Origin of the sequence: Arthrobacter sp. MYb224 (assembly GCF_002975455.1) — a bacterium.
Lineage (GTDB): Bacteria > Actinomycetota > Actinomycetes > Actinomycetales > Micrococcaceae > Glutamicibacter.
The window spans coordinates 34173-55527 of sequence record NZ_PCPU01000011.1 but is presented as its reverse complement, the minus strand read 5'-3'; the positions used below and the strand labels follow the sequence as shown (position 1 = coordinate 55527).

At 55.3% G+C, this 21355-nt stretch carries 16 protein-coding genes; 3 read left to right on the top strand and 13 right to left on the bottom strand.

Annotation, left to right across the window (positions count from 1 at the left end):
• Nucleotides 1-67: 67 nt before the first annotated feature.
• A complete protein-coding gene (locus tag CQ017_RS16340) occupies nt 68-1264 on the top strand; it encodes a CDP-glycerol glycerophosphotransferase family protein (RefSeq protein ID WP_105554590.1) in 1197 nt (398 codons plus the stop codon).
• Here the strand turns inward: CQ017_RS16340 and CQ017_RS16335 are convergent.
• From CQ017_RS16335 to coaD, 12 genes are all read right to left on the bottom strand, one after another.
• The gene (locus tag CQ017_RS16335) at nt 1261-5094 is read right to left on the bottom strand and encodes a CDP-glycerol glycerophosphotransferase family protein (RefSeq protein WP_105554589.1); all 3834 of its coding nucleotides are present in this window, start codon (nt 5092-5094) and stop codon (nt 1261-1263) included. The two genes, CQ017_RS16340 and CQ017_RS16335, sit on opposite strands and share 4 nt — an antisense overlap.
• A gap of 177 nt (nt 5095-5271) precedes the next feature.
• Entirely contained in the window at nt 5272-8781 is a 3510-nt protein-coding gene (locus CQ017_RS16330; RefSeq protein ID WP_105554588.1) for a CDP-glycerol glycerophosphotransferase family protein, read from the bottom strand.
• Nucleotides 8782-9554: 773 nt separating this feature from the next.
• Nucleotides 9555-10481, bottom strand: a complete 927-nt coding sequence (locus CQ017_RS16325) for a CDP-glycerol glycerophosphotransferase family protein (RefSeq protein WP_181148277.1) — start codon at nt 10479-10481, stop codon at nt 9555-9557.
• Between the two features lie 390 nt (nt 10482-10871).
• Nucleotides 10872-11333, bottom strand: a complete 462-nt coding sequence (locus tag CQ017_RS16320; protein WP_105554586.1) for an adenylyltransferase/cytidyltransferase family protein — start codon at nt 11331-11333, stop codon at nt 10872-10874.
• A 66-nt stretch (nt 11334-11399) separates the two neighbouring features.
• Nucleotides 11400-12290 (bottom strand): glycosyltransferase family 2 protein, encoded by an 891-nt coding sequence (locus CQ017_RS16315; RefSeq protein ID WP_105554585.1) that lies wholly within the window; start codon nt 12288-12290, stop codon nt 11400-11402.
• A gap of 18 nt (nt 12291-12308) precedes the next feature.
• Nucleotides 12309-13133: a CDP-alcohol phosphatidyltransferase family protein gene (locus tag CQ017_RS16310; RefSeq protein ID WP_105554584.1), complete on the bottom strand. Its 825-nt coding sequence runs from the start codon at nt 13131-13133 to the stop codon at nt 12309-12311.
• A complete protein-coding gene (locus CQ017_RS16305) occupies nt 13130-14167 on the bottom strand; it encodes a glycosyltransferase family 2 protein (protein ID WP_105554583.1) in 1038 nt (345 codons plus the stop codon). Before CQ017_RS16305 ends, CQ017_RS16310 begins: the two co-directional genes overlap by 4 nt.
• Before the next feature lie 8 nt (nt 14168-14175).
• On the bottom strand, nt 14176-14904 hold the full coding sequence (locus CQ017_RS16300) for an ABC transporter ATP-binding protein (protein WP_105554637.1): 729 nt from the start codon (nt 14902-14904) through the stop codon (nt 14176-14178).
• Between the two features lie 148 nt (nt 14905-15052).
• On the bottom strand, nt 15053-15901 hold the full coding sequence (locus CQ017_RS16295; protein WP_105554582.1) for an ABC transporter permease: 849 nt from the start codon (nt 15899-15901) through the stop codon (nt 15053-15055).
• Nucleotides 15902-16045: 144 nt separating this feature from the next.
• Entirely contained in the window at nt 16046-17107 is a 1062-nt protein-coding gene (locus CQ017_RS16290; RefSeq protein ID WP_105554581.1) for an LCP family protein, read from the bottom strand.
• Nucleotides 17108-17227: 120 nt separating this feature from the next.
• Nucleotides 17228-18130 carry a UTP--glucose-1-phosphate uridylyltransferase GalU gene (galU, locus tag CQ017_RS16285; protein ID WP_105554580.1) on the bottom strand — a complete coding sequence of 301 codons (903 nt, stop codon included), beginning with the start codon at nt 18128-18130 and terminating at the stop codon, nt 17228-17230.
• 77 nt (nt 18131-18207) lie between these two features.
• A complete protein-coding gene (gene coaD / locus CQ017_RS16280) occupies nt 18208-18681 on the bottom strand; it encodes a pantetheine-phosphate adenylyltransferase (RefSeq protein WP_105554579.1) in 474 nt (157 codons plus the stop codon).
• 113 nt (nt 18682-18794) lie between these two features.
• Here coaD and CQ017_RS16275 point away from each other — a divergent pair, with 113 nt between their 5' ends.
• Both CQ017_RS16275 and CQ017_RS16270 read left to right on the top strand, forming a co-directional pair.
• Nucleotides 18795-20006: an aminotransferase class I/II-fold pyridoxal phosphate-dependent enzyme gene (locus tag CQ017_RS16275; protein ID WP_105554578.1), complete on the top strand. Its 1212-nt coding sequence runs from the start codon at nt 18795-18797 to the stop codon at nt 20004-20006.
• Nucleotides 20003-20785, top strand: coding sequence for a spermidine synthase (locus tag CQ017_RS16270; RefSeq protein WP_105554577.1), 783 nt, complete (start codon nt 20003-20005; stop codon nt 20783-20785). Before CQ017_RS16275 ends, CQ017_RS16270 begins: the two co-directional genes overlap by 4 nt.
• Here CQ017_RS16270 and rsmD read toward each other — a convergent pair.
• On the bottom strand, nt 20756-21346 hold the full coding sequence (rsmD, locus tag CQ017_RS16265; protein ID WP_105554576.1) for a 16S rRNA (guanine(966)-N(2))-methyltransferase RsmD: 591 nt from the start codon (nt 21344-21346) through the stop codon (nt 20756-20758). The genes CQ017_RS16270 and rsmD overlap by 30 nt on opposite strands.
• Nucleotides 21347-21355: the final 9 nt, after the last annotated feature.

The following is a 21355-nucleotide window of genomic DNA, read 5'->3' as shown; positions in this document are numbered from 1 at the left end:
ACCAATTACCGAAATAATCTCTTGCATAGAATGATTCATGAGTTTCTGAGGTTCATGAGAGGGATAAATGCGCGCGATTCCAGTTTTGGCCGGTGCAGCTAAATTTGCCAAGATGCGCTTGGACGCCCGCCAGCATCGCGCTTACGTCCAGCGGCACGCTCGGCACCTATTCCATCAGCCCACCGGTGAGTTACGGTATCGGGTGGCACTCTACTTTGCCGATGCGATGGTCAATGCGTATCAGATCCGCCAGTGGTATGAGCCGTTAAAGCACCTGGCCGAGTCCGCTCCGGTGGTGGTGATTACCCGCAACGCCGGTACCGCGCTGGCCTTGTCTGAAGAATGCCCGCTTCCCGTGTATCTTGCCCCCACAATTGGCGATATCGAAGAATTAGTTGATTCCCAGAATCTCAACGTGGTGTTCTATATCAATCAGAACATCCGCAACTTCCAGATGCTCCGCTTCAACGAACCCAACCACGTGTTCATCTGCCATGGGGAGAGCGAAAAGGCCTATATGTGGTCTAACCAGCTCAAAGCCTATGACTATGTATTCAGTGCAGGCCAGGCCGCTCGTGACCGGTTAGCGCTGAACTTGCGTAGCTATGACGTCGAGCAGCGCACCCGTTTGGTTGGCCGGCCGCAGATTGATGCGGAATATCTGGCTCCCTATGCGCTGAATAGCGCGCTGCCCACGGTGCTCTATGCGCCCACCTGGGAGGGGGACCGTCCGTCAATGAACTACGGATCGGTATCGAGCCACGGCGTGCAGGTCATCGATTCGTTGATCAATGACGGAGGCTTCAACGTCATTTTCCGCCCGCATCCTCGGTCCGGGGTCAACGTTGAACAATACGGCGCGGACGTTGCCAAGATCCGGGAAAAACTCAATTCGGCGAATTCGAAATCAACTGGACGGTTGCTCTTTGACGACACCGCGCATTGGGGATGGCAATGGCATAAAGCGGACGCCTGCATCACGGACATCTCGGCTGTAGCCTACGATTTCTTTGCTACCGGGAAACCCATATTCATCACCACGCCTGTGTCCTCGGAGGCTGTCGTGGCCGACTCCCCCGCATTGGAACAGCTACCGGGCCTAAGCTCAGTTCAAGCCACGCACACTGCAGGTCTAGTCCGTGAAGCGCTGGAAACCAAGGATGCCGAACGTGATGCCCTCATTGAGAAGTACTTCGGGGACATCACGCCCGGCGCGAGCATGACGCGGTTCCTGACGGAGTCGCTCGCCCTGCTCGACTCCTAGCCCAGGCGCGAACCGGTAGGCACTGGCGATTTCACCAGAGTTTCGAATTGTTCTAGGGCCTGCAATTGGTAGCGTTCGGCATTAAACTCAAGCTCGGCCTTGTACCCGTTGAGATGATGTTCCATGCCTTCGGCCAATCCCTCGACGGAATTTTCGACAAGCAGTCCGAATCCTCCGGTCAAGACGCTGCGCGACCCGACGACGTCGGTGGAGATTGCCGGCAGGCCCAGCATCATCGCTTCGATCATTGCGAGTCCTTGCCCTTCATAGTCCGAGGAGAAGACGAAGCAGTCGGCAGATTTCAAGGTCGGGAACGGGTTGGCTAGCAGACCGGTGATAACTACTTGGCCGGATAAGCCAAGTTCGGTTATCTGCTCTTCGAGGCTCAGACGCAACGGCCCGTCGCCGATGAGCAACAGTCGGGTATTTGCATGAGCGGCGTGCACCCGAGCGAATGCGTGCAGCAGCTTTGCCTGCCCCTTTTCGGGGGAAAGTCGTGCCATATTCGCGAAGACCGTCAACCCCTCTCCGCTGAACTCGTGCACCGGTTCGGACAGTTCTGCCCAATCCGAAGGCTTGTTCAGATCCAGCAGGTTTTCCGAGACGGTGAATTTTGATTCGTCGATACCGAATCGTTCACCTAGTTGCCGTTGATTGATCTCCCCCACGCTGTCGGTCACCGAAACGAGGGCGTCATAGTGCCCGTAGGTGGCGAACAAGCCTGGCATGGTGCCGAAGCGCAGCAGCCATTCGCCCACCATATCGTTGTGAAGGTAGATGCTCGTGCTAGCTGCGTGGCTGTGGGCCGCGGCGAAAAGCGCGGCCCAGAACCGTGAATATCCTTCAAAATTGATGGCCATGTCAAAGCGAGCGGAGCCGAAGCTGCGGTTCATTTCCCGCGCCATGGTGCCCAGATGAATATTCTCTGCCTCCGCCGAGCTGAAACCGCGCTGGGCATGGAAAGAATCCGATACCCAGCGTTCCTCGGCGGACATCGCCGTGGCTCCTGCGCGCGGCAGCACCTTCACATGGCTGGGCAGCGAATTGAGGATTTCCATGGCCGCCGGGTCGGAACCCGTCGCGTTCATGTCCACTGCCACCGCGACGAGATACTTGTCGGGATCCAAGGAGCCAATCAGGTTCACGAAGGCCGTTGCGATTCCGTTGGGCTTGAATGGGCCCTGGTAGAAGAGGAGTTTGGTCCGAGTGTCGGCCTCTGGGGCGAGTACGTGCGCCTGATCGCCGAAGAAGAAGAATTCGATGACCCGTGCGCTCGCGTTTCCATCCTCCATCGGAGCGAACTCTGCAAGATTCTCCTCAAAATTTGGGTGCGTGGTGCCTGCTGGGGCTTGCAGCGTCTGGCACAGGCTGCTGACCAAATCGTCAATGTTGTCGCTGACTTCTCCGGGCCAGCTTTCGCGCTCGAAATACAGCCCGCGTTCGGCATCATAAGCTTCGAAGTCCGGGGTGTAGAAGAGTACGGGCTTTCGCGCCGGGAGAAAATCATAAAAAATCGATGAATAGTCTGTGATCAGCACGTCGACAACTGCTAGAAGTTCGTTGGTATCAATCGATGCCGGAACCACTGTGGCGTCCAATTGCGCGTCGCCAATGAGCTGTTCAGCGAAGCGGTGCGCGCGGAACAGCATCTGGTGGTCGCCGCGCGCCATTTTGGCTACGTCCGTCACCAACGAATCCACGTTATAGCTTCGGTCGTTGAGCTGTCCGCGCCAGGTGGGGGCAAAGAGCACGACCGGTTCTTGGTTCTGCGGATCAATCCCCAGCTCGGTGAGTATTTCTGCACGGCGCTGCGCGCTGAGGTTCACCATCGAGTCAACACGTGGGCTACCGGTCAGTGCCACCGTAGCCGGGAACATCCCGTCCAGGTCGTGATCCTGCGACAGCGTCTTCAGCGTGTGCCGGTTCGGCACCATCAGGTGTGTGGTGTGCAGGAAGTTGCGCTGCACATTTCTATGTTCTCCAACGGCGCCCTTGACGAGCTTTCCCATGAATTTAAGCGGGGTGCCATGCCAGGTATTCAGTACCTGCTGCCCCTCGCGCCTTGAGTAATATGCCGGGAAGGTAGCGTTATTCACCAGGAATTTAGCGGTTCCCAGCACCCGGATATAAGCATCCGAGTGTTGCTTGATAATCGCTACATCCAGATCTTCCGAAAGCTGCGCAGGGACCTCATTGTGATCGTTGTAGACCCACGCGTAGCGGAACCCTTCGAAGCGTTCGTCTTGGCGCATGGCCTGGTAAATGGCCAGAGGGTGGCAATGCACGTTTTTTCCGTGAGAAGACTCAAAAAGCACCAGCTTCTCATCCAGCGGAAGCTGTTCGCTCGCGTGAATGTATAAGGCGCCCCGGTGCCGCCCCACGCCCTTGAGTGCGGTTCCTAGACCTGCCACCGAAATCTCGGTGAAGAGCAGCATATTCTCAAAATAGCCGCAGGCAACTTGCGGCTCACCAATCTTGGTTAGCGCTTGTCCTGCCCGTGCCTGCCACGTCCGCTGGGTCGTAGAGGCGTGCCAAAGCGCATCTCGAAATGCTCCCGCGGCGTCATCCCACTGCCCGCGTTCTTCGGCCGCCTGAGCTAGGCCGATATGGTGGGCGGCGCGTGGCCCGGCTGCGGCCGGGACCTTCAGCGTTCCGTCGAGGTAGCCCCACGCGCTAGCCGCCCGAAGGTACACTCTTGCGGCTTGTTCATAATCGTTCATTCGGTGCAGCGCATGGGCATAACGGTAGAGCGCTACAGGTTCTTCCACACGGCTTTGCTCCGGCAACAATTCGACAAAGCTCGAGTAGGTATCCGCGGCACCGGCGAAATTGCCGGCGCGGGCGTAGACCCGGGCTTGGGCGTAGGCCGATAGCACCTGCTCTTCGACCGTAGTGGCGGCTTCGCGAGCGTCGCCGAAGTGCTTGGCTGCCGCTTCCAGATTGAACAGCTTGCTGTTCACTTCGCCTGCGCGATAGTTCAGTCCTTGCCTCGTCCCCGGGCTGTTGGAGGCGGCCAACGCATCCCGGTAGGATTCCGCGGCTCGTATCCAGTCGTTTGCTCGTTCATGCAACCGTCCGACACCCAGCGTCATAATTTGTTCGTCATTGCTGGTGAGCACGGCTTGGGCGTCGGCTCGTTGTGCGTTCTCGTATTCGCCTAGTTCCTCGTAGGCACGAGCCAGGCCATACCAGGCTTTGGAATACTCCGGATCCAGGGCCGTGGCCTGCTGGAAATAGTCTCGGGATATTTCGAACCGAGCCATGAATTGTGCCGCCTGGCCGGTGAGCAGCATCCACTTGGCTTCAAGCTCGTGCACCGGGGCGTACGCCTGGCGTACTTCGAGCTCACGCCACCGCTGCCCGGTTTGAAGCAGATGATCTGCGAGGGACGAGGAGCTCGAAGGCTCGGAGGGGAACCTGACGACGAGATTCTCTAATATTGACCCGGCAAGATCCTTCTTGCGGGCAGCAACCGCGCACTTGGCGTAACGGGTGTGCCACCGAATATTTTGCGGTTGTCCAGCGCAAGCCGCCGCGAACAGTTCCAGGGCGCGGTCGAACTTTTTCATCCGCTGCATGTTCATGGCAAGGGCTTGGATCCAGCCGAAGCGGTGCGGTTGGTGCGCAATGGCGGATTCCATATTAACCATGGCCAAGGAATATTTCTTCATCTTGAACTGGCAGAAACCGAGCCGGAAGCGAATTTCGTCGGATTTCAGGAGTTTCGTCGCCAGCGCCCGTTCATAGAATATTGCGGCAAGGCGGAATTTGCCGCGATGTTCGATACGTCGTCCAATTCCTAGGATGACGCGGGTACTAAATCTATTCACAATGTTCCTTTAACCATCGGCCCGTGCTGGATCACGCAGGCTGTCCATCGGTGGCTCGCGAGCTACCTGATGATTCTTCCCTATTTACCGGGACAATCAGCTATATTTCAGCCGTGTTGGCTGCCATCCGAAGTAAGGCCCGGCATCGATAGATCGATGCCGGGCCTTACTGGCCAGCTATGAACTGCGTGGGAAGAAGCGTTCAACGACGCGCCGTGAGGCTGATCCGTCGTCGTGTGGCGCGAAACGGGCAATGAAGCTCTCACGGTCCACTCCCCCAATGTCCTCGCCATCCAGAGCTCGCTGCACCGTATCCCACAGCTCCGTTTCGGTCTCGACAATCGGACCAGGCATTTCCTTCTGGTAGTCCAGATAGAACCCGCGGAGGTTATCCCGATAATTTTCCAAGTCATAGGCGTAGAAAACGATCGGTCGACGCAACAGGGAATAGTCGAAGAACACGGAAGAATAGTCCGTGATCAGAACGTCTGCCGCCAGGTATAGCTCCTGGATGTCCGCGTAGCTCGAGACATCCATGATCCGCGTTTGGAGCTCTTCCGGAATGCTGATCGCGTTGGAGACGAGCACGTGCATGCGCAGCAGCAGCACGGTGTCCGCACCAAAGCGCCGGTCAAATTCCTCCAGATCCATGGGAAGTTCGAAGCGGAATCGTCCGCGGCCCGTTCCTGCGTCATCCCGGAAGGTAGGCGCATAGAGGATGGTTTTCACTCCCGGTGCAAGACCGAGCCCTTCTCGAATCTTTGCCTCCCGGGCTGGTGCGTCGCTGGACATGAGAATGTCGTTGCGCGGATAGCCAAGTTCGGCGGCAATCCCTGAGAAAGAATACGCCGATTTCATGATCTCGGTGGTGTACTGCGACGGCGAGATGAGGTGGGACCACTGCTTGGTTGCATTGAGCACACGCTGGACATATCCCTCATCGCGGCCATGGATCTCCTCGATGTCCAGGGCCATATGCTTCAGCGGCGTTCCGTGCCAGGTCTGCAAGAAGATGCCATCCTTGCGACGGCGCAGGTAGTGCGGGAAGCTCTGGTTGCTCACCCAGTATTTTGCCCTCGCCAAGTACCAGAAGTACTCGGGAGAGAGCCGTTTGATGGTGATCGTGTTGGCGTCTGTGAAGCGATGCGCACCCGAATAGATCCAGACCTTTTTACGGGTATCGCCGCTGCGCACCAGTTCCTCATAGATGTACCGCGGAGAGTCGCCGTATTGCTTGCCCAGTCCCGACTCGAAAACAATCAGGTTATCGTCGGCCGGTGTGCGGGACACCGCCTTGAACAGGGCGCGCATGACCGAGAAGTAGCGCTTGTCCTTCCGGAATCGGCGCATGAGCTTCTCGGGCAGTTCAGCCTTCCATCCGTCCTGTGCACGGCGGCGCAACGCGGCCTGCTCGATCTCAGCGGTAACTCGCTGGCTGTTGTGTTGGTCCCGGTGGGTCATGAAGGCATCTGCTCGCAGGACGTATTCGGCCTCCATGGCCTTGTCGCGGTCCATCGTCTGCGCAAGATCCTGCAGGAGGGTCGCGCTGTCAAACGCGATACGCCCCGGCAGCTCGGCATCCAGGTCAAGATGCGAGCCTTGCTTGCCCAGGAAGCGCGCACGGTCGAATTGGAAGTAGTGCACCGGTTTGTGCAGGAAGCTGAAGTCGAAAGCCACCGAGGAGTAATCGGTAACCATCACCGCAGCGGTTTTGATCAGTTCCTGGACATCGACTTCGCCCTGAACGATCAGTCGCGCGGGAGTATCCTTGAAATGCTCGCGGAAGTGCTGCATATTCGGGTGCAAGCTGAAGACAACCTCCAGCGAATGCTCGGCAGCCAATGCCGCGAGTTCCGGAGACGAGAGCAGATCCTTCCACTGCTGCAAGTACTCTGATTCGAGGAATGCTTCCTCGTTCTGCAGCCAGTCCCGCCAGGTGGGAATGATCAGCAGCATGTTCTGGTTGGTTGGGATATCTTCGGCAAGCAGGGGGTCGAACCTCGACAGGCCCGTGACTTTGACATCTTCGGCGGAATACAGGAAGTCCGAGACGATGTACTGCTTTTCGCGTTCGGAGGACACCATGAATAAGTCCGTGGTGAAGCCCGGGGAGTTCTTTCCGTAGTTGGGCACCATCCATTTGGTGCCCATGACACCGTGCTGGAGGAAGACTCGGGTTGCGCGGGTCCGGGAGGAAAAGCTTTGATGACGGGTGGGGTACAGATAGTCCGCATGATGGGTGCCGACAAATCGGGATGCCCTAATGGCCAACTCGAAGTGCTCTTTGCTGCCATGGAAAACAACATGGTCCGTCGAGTCGAAATTGCGCAGATCCGGGGCATTCTCGTCAATGACATAGTAGGCATCGATGTCCTTGCGCTCGGCACGCAAATAGCGGAACAGGTGCAGCCCATTGTCCTGAGCTTTGTAGGACAGCTCTCCGACAATCCAGATGGGCTTGCGCCCCGCCTCAAGAATCGGGAAATGCCGCGCCTTTGAATCGGCCAGGACCGCGAAGGCCTCCTTGTCGAAGACTTCCAGAGTCAACGACGTGGATTTGGCCTTAAAGGTGAAGTACGGCGAGATTGCCAGCGTCTGGTTCCCCACCTGTACCGCACCGGCACGGGTGGTTGAACGGACCACGAATGGAGTTCTGGTGACACGGATGCGACGTGGTTCATCGCTTCCGTGGGCGGTGACCATCAAGTAGACATCATAGTTATCTCCCCGGTCGATTAATGACCAGTCTTCATTGGAGAAGTCCAAGGAAGTCTTCCAAGAGTACGTAGCCTTGCCAAACCGGCGGTCCGCAAGAGCATCGTCCAAGGCCAGGTCCACGGGCGACTCGAAAACCAGTTGGGAACGGCGCCCGACAATGCTCAAGTGCGCGCCGGTCAGCCGATCGGTTTGTGTGTCAAGAATCCCGGCGAGGCTGAAGACTCCCTCTTGGACTTGCGTCTTGTCGGTTCGAATGCGGTAGGAGTGCGAAACATCGCGGTTCAGCCCAATGGACACCTCGGCGCGTTTGTTCACGTAGACACCGGCGCTGCGTTCGCCGGCATGGAAGTGGGCAGCACTGCGCAGTTCGGTCTTTTCGAACCTGCCCATAATGCGGTGAGCGATCACCGGACCTTCGAGGACCAGAGCCTCGTCGGCGATGAGAGCCTTGACTTCCTTGCGGCGCATCAGCTCGCCATTGGGTTCTAGCTGTACCCAGGCGATCCCGGTGGGCAAGTCCTCAAAGGGGCAGTTGAAGCTGAATGCCAAGCGTACGGTGCCGGCGGGAAGACCCTCGTCCTCCACTGCAGCCTCTTCGGATACCGCAATCTCGTCATCATCCGGGACGGCATTCTCCGCATCTGCAGCTTTCTGGGCGCGGTAGTCTTCCCACGCTTCGAGCAGTGCTGCTAGCTCGATCTTTGCTTTGGCAGTGAACCGCCCGGTGTCCGCCCGCTCCACATTATCCGTGTCCGCGCTGAGCACGAGGGTCCGGCCGTGCAGCACCGAGACGCCGGAGGGAGCGTAATTCAGCTCCGCGTCCACGAGCAGGGCACCGTCGTGTGATTCCAGGCCTAGCGTGTGATGACCAGCGTAGTAGCGGAATGACTTCCTTTTCAGCCGCTGGCCGCGGACATCGCTGACGAGCGACTGGACCAGCGATTGTGCGGAAAGCTTCTTAAGAACCACTGACGATATTCCTTAAAATTGTGCGTCACTAACTTTCAGATTCTGGCGTTGCAGCCGCAATCTACTTTTCGAACGAATGACGAGAGCGGAAAACGACTGCGCTTGGCATTTTCACCACGCGCGTTCTTTGGCGAATGTCCGTTGGCTGCCGAATCTCGTTCAAGCGGAACATTCGCGGCAGGCTACGCCGGGCGAGCTGAAGCGACCGCGCTGAAAGACTTCGACAACCTATATCTGAATGAGCGTAGTCGAGTACCATGGGATATCCCTGACCGGTCCGTAAAGCTAATCGGTACGGAAGTGAACACCTAAGCGGAATATCTCCGGAATTGCGAATCCATTTGCGAGAGCCCCCGTCCCCAGTTGTGCAGGTTGCGTTCGAGCCAGGCTCAGCTGTTGGGAAGGAGGACATCCCTGGTAATTGAAACGCCGTCTCCAACGGGTGCCCTGACTCTTGATTCGTGGCATAGCGTGCGAAATTCCCATCCCAGAAATAGCCACGTCCATTCCGGTCGCCAACAGCATTTTCGTTTTCCAGGCTTTTTGGAGCTTTGGACGACGCTCCCGGCAAGGGACCGGCAAGTTCGGACGCAAGAGTCTCTTGGAACAGTGGCCTCGGCAGCATCCCATTTGGTGCGCCACGCCATCGAGCGAGATCCACGAATTTTCCCATTTCTTAGTCAGCATAGAGGTTCGTAACTAGTCTATGGACTGAGGAAACCAGAGAAGCGCGAATTGACGTGCGTCGATCCCTAGAATTCGCTGGCAATCTCCTAGCGATGCCACTGCCGAATGCCGCTAAGCTTCTGCGCCCGTTCCATAATCAGCTGCTCGATGACCTGCTCAAAGCGTAGCGTTGATTCACCACGGTCCAGTTCCCCGAAGTAGAAACGACGCATATCCTCTCGTGCTTCTTGAAGCTGGTTGTTGATTAACGCAGTTTCAAGAAGCTCAGCAGCATTCCCGATCGTGCTCGCGTCTACGACTTGACATGCCTGGGAGACCGGAGCGTCCCGCTGGAGGTTCACCTGGTTGGTCCTCCGATCCGAAAGCACCAACGGTTTCGCAGGGTGCAGGTACAGGAAATCCAATGCCACGCTAGACACATCGGTAATCAACGCATCCGTGGCACCAAACATTGAAAGGATATTCCCTTCCAAACACACCAAGTGCTTGGCCCCGAGGGCATTCGCCGTTTCCAGTTTGGCCACGATGTTCTCGTGCGCCCTTGCCACGGCCCGATCGATACTTCCTTGTACGCGCGGATGCGGCTTATAGATGACTCGCAAATTTGGGTTCGCTAAGAGAGCGTCAACAATTTCTTCACCGTAAAGATCTATTGAGGTGTAGTTATTGTCGTCGTTCTCGCCCTCCCAAGTTGGCGCGTACATTACATCCATCTGCAAACTTGGTTCTAGCTCGGGCTCAAACTCGATGTCCAACTGCGGGCGGCCAGTAATGACAAGTTTGTCGAAATCGAAATCAACAAGCATTGATTCATGACGTTTAATCGCGGCGGGGCCAGCCACAAAGACCTTGTCGTAGGCCTTCGCCCGATTGGAAACCATAGACAGCTTGTCGCTCTCGCCGTGGTTTACGTGCACGTGAACCAAGCGCGGATGTTCGATTGACTGGAAGTTCATGTACGAGTTATTGACGTAAATAATGAGCTTTAGATCATTGTCGTCGTAGAAATCCATGAGATCTGAGTATCGCCGGATGTACACCTTCGGCAAAGACGTACGCTTGGACGCTGCCCGAAATGCACTTAGCGTTCGAAAGATCAGAAGCACCTCTTGCTTCTGGTGGAGTTTCTCTAACACAGGTAGCCATTGAGCCACTTGATAGATCTTGCTCGAGGCATCCCCGAAATACATTGCGACTCGACCGGGAACAGGTACATCAGCTATGCCAACGCGGGGACCGCCTTGGGCCACTGGGTTGAGCAGCTTCGTCGCGGTTCGCACGGCTGGCTGACGCCCGATAGCCCTCAGAGCGTTTTTTACGACGGACTTTGCAATTTCAGGAAAGTGATCTGTAGGCAAGGTTAACTTTCTGAGGGTAGGGAACGAGGCGCGTACTCAAGATTGCTAACTAAGCTCTTTGACAATCTGGCTCAAGGAATCAAGCGTATTCTTCAACGACTCGACGTGCCTTTCATCGAATTCGCTCAATACGCGTTTCATCTCGGTAGTCGAGATGCCGGCGGTGCGCGGCAAGTAGACTACTTCAACTTCGTCGCCCAGGTCATCAAATTTGCCCTTCCAATCTTCGCCGATGCCAAAGACCTTCGCGTCATATTTTTTGATGTCCAAGCGCTTCTGCTCCCAGTTCTCTTCCGGGATCGCCAAGTCTACATACTTGATGGCTTGGACGATTTCTAGACGCTGCGCAAACGGAACAACAGGCTTCTTGCCCTTGATCGCATTGAACTCGTCTGTTGATACGCCGACTACGAGCCGGTCACCCTTTTCCTTCAGGCGCTTGAGAATATTCAGGTGTCCAATATGGAACAAGTCGAAGGTTCCGTAAGTAAGAACTGTTTTAGCCATGTTTACCTCCGCGCCATTTAGCTGGTGCATAGTTAGAGTGGCGAGCTCTGTCGCTCGCCATAAGTCTTAAAGTACTGGTGGTCTTCCTGCCATAGTCATTCTAAGCACGGTTGACCATCTAAGCTTAGGCCGGGGTTCTCGATGCCATGGGCTTCCACGCCAGCCAGCGCGCCAACCAGCGACATATTGACTGACAGCAGAACGATTTTTCCGCATCCTGAGGCACTCTACCAAGAGCCATGAAGTTGGATAGATCCAGCACAAGGGAGCCGGCAGATTACGACGTGCCAGCCAAACCCTGTTCCGTGCGTTTAGCCGGTAGAACTCATCATGGCGACGCGGGTCCACGACCGGATGGCCGATCCTCATGTCTCCGGCATACCAAACATAATGTCCGGTGTCCCAGATACGCCAAGCAAGTTCAATTCCCTCATGCGCATACCAAAAACCTGCGGCCCAGCCGCCTGTTTGGTCAAACAAGGCACGTGGGCTGACCAAACAGGTCTCCCCCACGTGGAAAACCTTGCTCGGTTCTTCTGCCGTGCGCTTATTCAGGCGAGGTATCCAACGGGTGGGATCATTCTCGAAAGATTTCGGATCGGTAATGCGCGGCTGCAGCAAGCCCATCTTCGGATAGCTCTTGAAACGCTCGACTGAGGTAATCAAGAAATCATCGTCAAGGAACCAAGAGTCATCATCTAGAAAGCAGAGGAACTCGCCTTCTACTAGACCCACACCAGCATTGCGGCCCGCAGGAATTCCTAGATTCTCCTGAAGGAAATGCGTCTTTATGGAGGCAGGGATATCAACAGGATCCCAACCATTGCCAACGACCACGGCATCAATCTGTACAGACTCCTGCGCGAGCAGGGAGTCCAAAGCGCGCCGCAACTCTGCGGGGCGGTTTCCCATGGTCAGCACTACGACACCGACGCGAGGCAATTCCTTTTCAGACATCTTCCTCCTCCCTTCGAACTAACTGGCTTTAAGCCGTGTCGAAGCCATGTTCGCAATGAAATGACCAACGTTAACCAGGACGGTTGCAGGCAAGAGAATCCAAATCATCCATTTCTCGGCAACTCCAGGAATACCTACCAGAGCAGAGATGATTGAGCAGGCCAAAATTACCAAGCTGAGCTCCACCGCGTGAAGCATCCGGTGGAAGGGCAAGAAGCGGGCCAGCGAACGCAAGCGGCCCACGAGGGATGTCACCGGAATTGAACGCGCATCTGCGGTATCTGGAAGTTTAGCCAGTCCAGCCATGCTCCGGGCGGCATGCACCATCAGTGACTGGGACCTGTTCAATACCAGCAACACAGCCAGGCACCCGGCCATGAACAACGTTGGCCAGGCTTGAGCTGCATTCGCTCCGGCTGCCGAGAGTTCTAGGAAAACGCGATATCCCAGGGCAATAGGTATCAGGGCTTCGGTCGTATGGTGACCGACCATGTCGATAAAAATGCCACGTGGTGACTGCGTACCACGCCACCGAGCCACTTCTCCGTCCGAGCAATCAAAGTAGAGCTGGACTTGCGATAGAACCACAGCGAGAATCGGGCCCCAGATCCCCGGGATCAGCAGTGCCAGGGACATGCACCAACCGGCAAGAATCATCAACCCGGTAACGCCGTTGGCCGAGATTCGGGTGCGGACCAACACCGCGGTCAGATAGATCGAGATATGGCGCAGGTACAGCTCAGCCGTCCAGTGCTCCGCGTTCTTGCGCGCGCGGACTTCAGGGGGTTGGCAAACGGCCCGCAGCTCTTCTAGCGTGGGCCGAGCCGGGCGTTCGGCGATCATTTGATTCGCCCTTTGTCGAGAGTGCTTCCTGCTCCCATTGCGCGGCCCTTGATATAGCCGGCGGCCCATGGAAGGTGGATGGCCGGGAAGGTGGCTGCGGTAAGCAGCTTTTCTTTCAGGCCTTCTCCCTTGGCCCGGAAGCCGGCGAGCAAAGTGCACGCGCCGTAGAGAACCGGAATCGATTTACTGAGCGTCAGCAGGATATTGACTGACTTCGGAAGTCTTTCACCGGCCAACGGCTGAATTACTGCTGAAGCTATCCCCGCGCTAATCCCGGCAAGGAGCAATGGTGGAAGGTCATGGCGCAACGACTTGCCTTCTGGGAAACGACGCGCAATTTCCCCGCGCCAAGTTCCGGAGGCAAATGACTGTTTAATCAGGGACGGGAAGTTGTCTCTCGGGTAATAGCCGACCTTGAGTTCCGGATCAAACCAAACCTTATGCCCAGCTTGCCGGATCCGCAGGCATAGCTCCCAGTCTTGAGCACGCCACATGTTTTCGTCGAAATAGCCCACTTCTTCAAAAACTTCGCGACGGAAGATACCTAGGTACGCCGACTCCGCTTCGCCCTCGGGTGCACCGGAATGATATGCAGGTCCGCCAAAACCGAACTTGGAGTGATACGCCGCGGCAATCGCCCTCTGGAGGGCCGTGCGCCCACGGGCGTCCATCAGGCCACCCACGTCGTGTGCGCCAACACGATTCAACGTTTCAATGCCCTGCTTCGTGTAGGAAGCGGGCAGCTCGCTATGCGCATCGACGCGAATAACAATCGGATTAGTCGAGTTGCGGATGGCGAGATTCAACGCAATCGGGGTTCGTCCTTGCGGGTTATCAACCAAAGTGATGCGAGAGTCTTGAGCCGCTAGGCGCTGTGCGACAAGATTCGTTTCGTCCGTGCTTGGACCTAGTGCAAGAACAAGCTCCTTGTCGCCTTCGTAGTCCTGCGCCAAGATAGAAGCGACGGCCTCGTCGAGGTAATCTGCTTCGTTCAGCACAGGCATTACGTAGGCAACGCCAGGATATTCAGTCATCCGTCCCTTTATTTCTTCTTCTTCAAGTGTGCTTGGTACGCCTTGATAACGGCATCGGGATCGCCGTCCATTTTCTGGACGCCCTTTTCAATCCAGATGCAGCGATTGCAGGTTTCCTTGATCGAGTTCATCGAATGCGAAACGTTGAAGATCGTTCCCGCGTTCTCACGAATTTCGCGGATTTTCGCTTCACTGCGTTTTTTGAACTTCGCGTCACCGACCGCCAAGGCTTCATCAATAATCAAAATGTCGTGCTGCTTCGACGCCGCGATCGCAAATTTAAGTCGCGCGCTCATGCCGGAAGAGTAGGTGCGCATTGGCAAATCGATAAATTCTTCAAGTTCGGCAAACTTGATGATGTCTTCGCGCATCTTCTCGACTTCTTGACGGTTGTAGCCGAGGGCGAGTCCACCAAGAGTAATGTTCTTATCTCCCGAGAGTCCGGGGATAAGAGCAGCGCCGACGCCCAAAAGGCTGGGACGCGATCTTGCAAACACACTTCCGGAAGCAGGAGGAGTCAAGCCCGTAATGGCCTTAAGCAACGTCGACTTACCTGAACCATTTGATCCGATCACGCCAATTGACTCATTCTCATAAGCCACGAAGGAGATCCCCTTCAATGCATGAACCGTTCTAACGCCTCGCATATTCGACTGGAGCAACCGGCGAGCACCTGAAGCTCCCACAGCTTTGCCGCTCGAATACACCTGGTACTTGACGTGGAGATTGTCCACCATGACTACCGGTTGGCGGCTCGAATCGATATTTAGGTTCGGACTCTTAACGTCATCTGCGGACACCACATCGATAAATGAGGTGTCATCTGAAAAAATCCGTTCTGGTTCATAGTCTGGATGCAATTCAGGATTTATTAGGTCATCAAAACTAATCCGCACGGCCGTAACGCTCCTCAGCTTTCCAGAAGTAAATAAGCCCGACCACCAGAGTAGCGATGGCCCAGATGCCCACGACAAGCCACGCGTGTGGATCGTAAGGGCTATTGTCCATAATCATTGCTCTTGCGATCGTCAGAGTTTGGTAAAGCGGGTGATAGTCAAATATGGCAAGCATCCAAGGCCATTGATTGAGGATACGATCGACGCTGAATAGCACGCCTGAGGTATAGAAGAGAACACGTCCGATCAACGGCAATATGTTCGTAAAATCTCGGATGTGAACCGTTATTCGTGCACATATTAGCGCAATACCCATATTGAAAACGCTAAATAGGAGCACCAGTGGAATGATCACAAACCACGTCCATTTTGGAGAGGTTCCTAGGATGAGGGCATAAATGAACATCACACCAAGCATTGGAACAAGAGTCAAGAAATTCTGGGTGACTTGAGCTACAGGAAGTGACAGTCTTGGGAAAGCCAATGATTGTACAAGCGCGGTATTTCCGGTGATCGATTTTGCCCCGCCATTCATCGACGTAGTGAAGAACTCGAAGAGGAACACTCCGATAACCACGAATACAGGGAAATCAGCAGGACGGTTCCCGCCCTGCAAGATGCCAAAGATGAATCCATACATTAGGGCATTGAACGTAGGTTTCAGGACGACCCAAACCATGCCCAGACGGTTACGTTCGTTCTGAGACTGAAGTCGGGCCTTGGCAAGTTCATAAATGAACTCGCGACGACTCCACGTCTGCTTCAGGTAATCGACCAATGACGGTCTTGCCCCTACTCGGTGCAAGCCGTACTTCTCGGCTTCCTCCGCAACTGTCATGTGCAAAATGTCCTCTTGTCGAATGCTAACTACTACTTGAATTCGTAAGCACAGATGATCAAAGTCTAGTTTACGAGTGGTGGTAACACGTGATTTCGCGCTTCGTACGCGAGTGCAATTGCTCCCACTGACGCTTGAGCACGTCTATTCTGGCGGGTACTCAGCCAAATATTCGGCCATCGTATCGGTTTGCAGCGCCTCTGAAATTTGAGCGACTGCTAGTTCGCTGGCAAGTTCGATTGACTGACCATCGGCACTAGTTGAGCTTCCCGCAGTCGGCATCGTGAACATCTCCAGGTTTTCGGTGTCCACATTTTTAAGCTGCATTCCTAAACCAACCATGGTCGCAGCGTCGAATTGCGAGTCGAAAGTGAGGTAGGGCGAAACCTTGTCGACAATATCGTAGAGTTTCACCGGATTGGTGAGCGTATCGTTGGACAGCATCTGATTCACGGCCGCAACGAGGAATGTCCGTTGGTTCTTGACTCGCTGGTAATCACCGTCGCTGAAAGACTTTCGTTCGCGTACGAAACGCAAGGCGCGATCCCCTTCAAGAGTGATCTCTCCTGCTGGGTAGAAGTAGTCGGTGTCATTCGCAGTGAAGGGTATCTCATTGGAAACCGTAACGCCGCCCAAGGCCGTGGAAAGCTCTCGGAAGCCCTCAAAATCAATCATCGCCACGTGATCAACTTTCGTGTCGAATAGACCTTCCACGGTTTGCATCAGCAGCGGTACCCCTCCAAGCGACACCGCAGCGTTGAGCTTGTTCTGGCCATATCCTGGGATATCTACCCACATATCTCTGACCAAAGACATGATGTAAATTTGCTCTCGGTTTTCTGGAATATGCACCAGCATCATGGAGTCACTGCGCTGATTCACCGCGCCGTCTAGCGCCGCTGCGTCCGATTGCTCATCATCAGCATGATCTACACCTAGCATCAAGATATTCATGGAGCCATCGTCTGGATCTTTGACGGGTCGCGAACTCTGCTGCTCATCGGTGTAGTCGATGGACAAGGTATTGGTTTTCGAATTGAACTGATGTTGAAGACTAAAGAGGTAGAACCCTGCACCTAAGGCTGCAACGACTGCAACCGCAACTACGGATAACAGTACGCCGCGCAGGCGGCGCTTCCGCCGTCGCTCCACACCGTAGCGAGCGCTACGAGACGTAAAGCTTTCACTTGTGTTTTGGGTATTCATTCCTGCAGCTTCTCAAAGAAAATCTAGGGTATGCCCATGTGGCAAGTTCTATGTTCGCTACAGGGGCAAAGAAAAAGACTACTCAAGATAAATGTGATTATCCTGAGTAGCCCCTTACGATTAGTCTTCGAGGTTTGCGACGAACGTCCTTAGCCAAGTCTTCATGCCCGCGCCTAGTTCTTCGTTTTCAACGGCCAAGGTCACGTTTGCCTGGAGATAGCTCAGCTTGTCACCGGTGTCATAACGTCTGCCGCGGAAGACTACGGCATGCACTCCGGATCCTTCATCGCTGCCCACAGCAAGCTCCTGAAGAGCATCCGTCAGCTGAATTTCACCGCCGCGTCCCGGAGCGGTGTGCTCAAGCACCTCGAAAACCCTGGGGTGAAGCAGGTAACGGCCGATGATTGCCAGATTGCTTGGGGCTTCCTCCAAGCTTGGCTTCTCAACCAGGGCGTTAACTTTCACATAGTCCTCGTCCTCGACAGTAGAAACGTCCGCACACCCGTAGGCACTAATCTGTTCAGGCTCGACCTCCATAAGCGCGATCACCGACCCACCGGTCTTCTGCTGGGTTTCCACCATGAGCGACAGCAGTTCATCGCGTGAATCAATTAAGTCGTCGCCCAGCAAAACCGCGAATGGTTCCTGCCCTACGTGCTGCTTTGCGCATAGGACCGCATGCCCAAGGCCTCGCGGATCGCGCTGGCGCACGTAGTGAATATCGCCAAGTTCCGTTGCTTCCTGAACCGAGCGCAACTTCTTCACGTCCCCCTTGGCTTCCAAGGATGCTTCCAAGGATGGGACCCGATCGAAGTGATCTTCGAGAGCGCGCTTGCTGCGCCCAGTAATCATCAGCACGTCGTTCAGCCCAGCATTCACGGCTTCGGCAACGACATACTGGATTGCAGGCTTATCGACTACGGGAAGCATCTCTTTTGGCATTGCCTTCGTTGCTGGCAAAAATCGAGTTCCCAGCCCAGCAGCTGGAATGACTGCCTTCGTAATTTTCGGAGTCAACGCCATTTTGATAATCCCTACTGTTCTCAAAAGGTAATTTAAATCTGATGAAGCAAGCAGTCTTCATCATTCGTGCAAGGTTTCTAGCTCTTTTTTGACAATCGCTTGATCACTGCGCGTGGAAAGTATTCAGCGACATCGCCACCGAGTGCCTGCACTTCTTTGAGCAGTGACGAAGACAAATGAGTAAATCTAGTGTCCGCCTGTAAGAAGACGGTTTCCACGCCGGTGAGGTGGCGGTTCATGGTGGCCATGGGGATCTCATACGCATAATCCACGGTGCTGCGCAGTCCCTTGACGATAGCTTCGGCGCCTTGCTCCTTGCAGAAATCCGCGAGGAGCCCTTGGCCCATGGGCATTGCGGAAACTCCGCGAAGACCTCCTACGGTCTCTTCAACGATGGCGACTCGTTCGTCTTCGCTAAAGCGATACTTCTTGGAGTAGTTCGTCGACACAGCAACGATTACCTCATCAAAGAGGCTCGCCGCACGGGCAATGATCTCGACATGGCCATTGTGAATGGGATCGAAGGATCCTGGGCATACAGCTCTGCGCATATATTGAATCTATCAACAAACCGCTAATAGCGCGTGATTTTGAACGGGCTGTCACGTAACGATTCATGCGTGTTACCTAACGCCAAATTCCTGATACGAAGCATAATTGACCTATGACCTATGAATCCAAGCCATGGCGGCGTACCGCACGCAGTGCAAACCTGCTGGGACCAACGGGAGAACCCGGGGTCACAATCTTCGAGGAGATTACCGGCCTGGCAAATAAACACCAAGCAATAAACTTGGGTCAAGGATTCCCCGACACCGAAGGCCCGCAAGAAATTCGCGAATTGGCAGTCAAGGCCATCCATGACGGAGCCAATCAGTACGCTCCAGGCAGCGGTATTCCCGCGTTGCGGCAGGCTATCTCGGAGCACCAGAGACGTTTTTATGATTTGATAATTGATCCGGATACACAGGTAGTCGTCTCCACCGGTGCCACGGAAGCTATCGCGGCGACAATTCTGGCATTTGTCGAGGCTGGCGACGAGGTAGTCACTTTCGAGCCTTACTATGACTCCTACGCAGCCATGATTGGGTTGGCAAATGCTGCCCACAAGGTAGTGAAATTGCGAGCACCATCATTCGCGCCGAATCTGGAAGAACTCCGGGCTGCCGTTACCGACAAGACCCGACTAATCATTGTCAATAATCCGCATAACCCCACGGGCACCGTTTTCGACGAGAGCGTCCTGAACGAAATCATTGCCCTCGCGCATAAGCATGACTGCATCATCATGGCGGATGAAGTCTATGAACATCTCACCTTCGACTCTCCCCATATCCCCATCGCGACTCTCGCCGGCGGTTTTGAACGCACCGTCACGATTTCCTCTGCCGGCAAATCGTTTTCCTTCACCGGCTGGAAAGTCGGTTGGGCATCTGGGCCTCAGGAACTCATTACCGCGGTACGAACAGTCAAGCAGTTCCTTTCGTATTCCTCTGGGCCGGCTTTCCAGCCAGCCGTCGCTGAAGCTCTGGCACTTCCGGATTCATTCTTCAGCAAATTTTCCGCCGATCTCGGTGCGCGAGGTGGACAACTTGCCGACGGCCTGGAAAAAGCGGGAATCCCGGTGATGCGCCCCAAAGGCACCTATTTCTTGGTCGCCGACCTCAAAGGACAAGGGATAGCAAGCGCTGTGGACGTGGCGAAACTAATGCCCGCACGAATCGGCGTGGCCGCAATACCGCTATCGGTTTTTGCGCACCAAGAAAATCAGTCGGAATATGCCTCCCTGCTGCGTTTTGCCTTTTGCAAAAAACCCGAAGTCATTACACGCGCCGTAGAGCTGCTGCAAAACCTACCCGGAGAGCTCGCTAAATGAGCAATAAACCCGTCAAACGCTGGCTCGGTGGTGTCCAGGCCCATGCAACCATTTATGACGATGACCTAGTTCCCGGTGCCAAGATTCTCGCCATTGGTGGCGCCGAACAGTCACATGTAAATCTGGCTGATCCGGAACAGATTTTCTATGAATACCTGGCTCGGATAGCCAATCATTTGAGCGTATTGCGCCCCGAGCCCGAACCGTTAAAGTTCCTCCATTTAGGTGCCGGAGCGCTGACCTTAGCCCGTTGGGGTGCTCTGCGCTATCCAGATAGCACGCATGTTGCCGTTGACATCGAACGCGAACTGCTCGACTTCGTTCAGACGCACCTTCCCTTGCCAAAAGAATGCGATTTGCGGGCGGTTGTGGCCGACGCCCGTGCGGTGCTTTACGAAGAACTGGCAGGTGAGCTCTATGACGTTATTGTCGTCGACATTTTTAGCGGACCAGAGGCTCCGGAGCATCTGACCACCGCAGAGTATTATGCAGAACTTGCAGACTCGCTGGCTGTGGATGGCCTGCTCTTCGTGAATATCGGAGATGACCCGCCGTTGGCCTTCACCGATCGCCAGGTGGCAGCCGCACAAACCGCCTTCGGCCACGTACTGCTCAGCTCGACTCCAGAAATGTTCACCCGGCGATTCCCCGGAAACCTCATCCTTACCGCGTCAAATGCCGGGATCGACGAGCCGGCTATCGAAGCTTGCCAAGCCGCAGGCCCCTATCCGTCGGAGATCAAGCACTCTCTAGCCTTGGACCGGTTCGGCAAACCATAGGTGCGTCTCTCCGTATTTCTTATCCGCAATCTTCTCAAGGCCCGACGGCCATTGCGGTTCAGGAGAACGGCTGGAACGTTCAACGATAAGGGTCGAGTCCTCAGCGAGCACTCTGGAGACTTTCTCCAAGGTCGCCGAGAGCTCCTGCTCTGTCAGGGGGTACGGCGGATCCATGAAGACCAGGTCAAAAGTCTTTCGGGGCAAGGATGTTTCTTCGTCAAAGAAACCTGCGAGTACAGAATCCACCTTGCCTCGTTGGACCGAAGCAATCTGGCTCTTCAAGGCCTCGTTGATTTTTGCTGCGTTCTGCTGGCACACGCTTACAGCTTTTGGCGCCAGCTCCACCAGCAGGACCTGACGCGCGCCACGGCTAGCGGTTTCCAGCCCGAGGGCTCCGGAGCCGGCAAAAAGGTCCAGCACCCGTGCCGAAGAAATGACGTTCCAGCTATCCAGCCGGGAGAACAGAGCCTCTTTGACCCTGTCGGTGGTGGGCCTCGTGGCATCTCCAGGAACCGACTTCAAGGTAGTGCCACCGGCTATGCCGGAGATAATACGGCTCATGTGATGCTG

Bases quoted from the DNA above. Each gene is read 5' to 3' on its own strand.
- CQ017_RS16310 (WP_105554584.1), bottom strand. From the start codon at position 13,133: ATGATCGCCGAACGCCCGGCTCGGCCCACGCTAGAAGAGCTGCGGGCC.
- CQ017_RS16305 (WP_105554583.1), bottom strand. From the start codon at position 14,167: ATGACTGAATATCCTGGCGTTGCCTACGTAATGCCTGTGCTGAACGAA.
- CQ017_RS16325 (WP_181148277.1), bottom strand. From the start codon at position 10,481: ATGGATTTCTACGACGACAATGATCTAAAGCTCATTATTTACGTCAAT.
- CQ017_RS16275 (WP_105554578.1), top strand. From the start codon at position 18,795: ATGACCTATGAATCCAAGCCATGGCGGCGTACCGCACGCAGTGCAAAC.
- CQ017_RS16340 (WP_105554590.1), top strand. From the start codon at position 68: ATGCGCGCGATTCCAGTTTTGGCCGGTGCAGCTAAATTTGCCAAGATG.
- rsmD (WP_105554576.1), bottom strand. From the start codon at position 21,346: ATGAGCCGTATTATCTCCGGCATAGCCGGTGGCACTACCTTGAAGTCG.
- galU (WP_105554580.1), bottom strand. From the start codon at position 18,130: ATGGCGTTGACTCCGAAAATTACGAAGGCAGTCATTCCAGCTGCTGGG.
- CQ017_RS16320 (WP_105554586.1), bottom strand. From the start codon at position 11,333: ATGGCTAAAACAGTTCTTACTTACGGAACCTTCGACTTGTTCCATATT.
- CQ017_RS16295 (WP_105554582.1), bottom strand. From the start codon at position 15,901: ATGACAGTTGCGGAGGAAGCCGAGAAGTACGGCTTGCACCGAGTAGGG.
- coaD (WP_105554579.1), bottom strand. From the start codon at position 18,681: ATGCGCAGAGCTGTATGCCCAGGATCCTTCGATCCCATTCACAATGGC.
- CQ017_RS16270 (WP_105554577.1), top strand. From the start codon at position 20,003: ATGAGCAATAAACCCGTCAAACGCTGGCTCGGTGGTGTCCAGGCCCAT.
- CQ017_RS16300 (WP_105554637.1), bottom strand. From the start codon at position 14,904: ATGGTGGACAATCTCCACGTCAAGTACCAGGTGTATTCGAGCGGCAAA.
- CQ017_RS16315 (WP_105554585.1), bottom strand. From the start codon at position 12,290: ATGTCTGAAAAGGAATTGCCTCGCGTCGGTGTCGTAGTGCTGACCATG.
- CQ017_RS16290 (WP_105554581.1), bottom strand. From the start codon at position 17,107: ATGAATACCCAAAACACAAGTGAAAGCTTTACGTCTCGTAGCGCTCGC.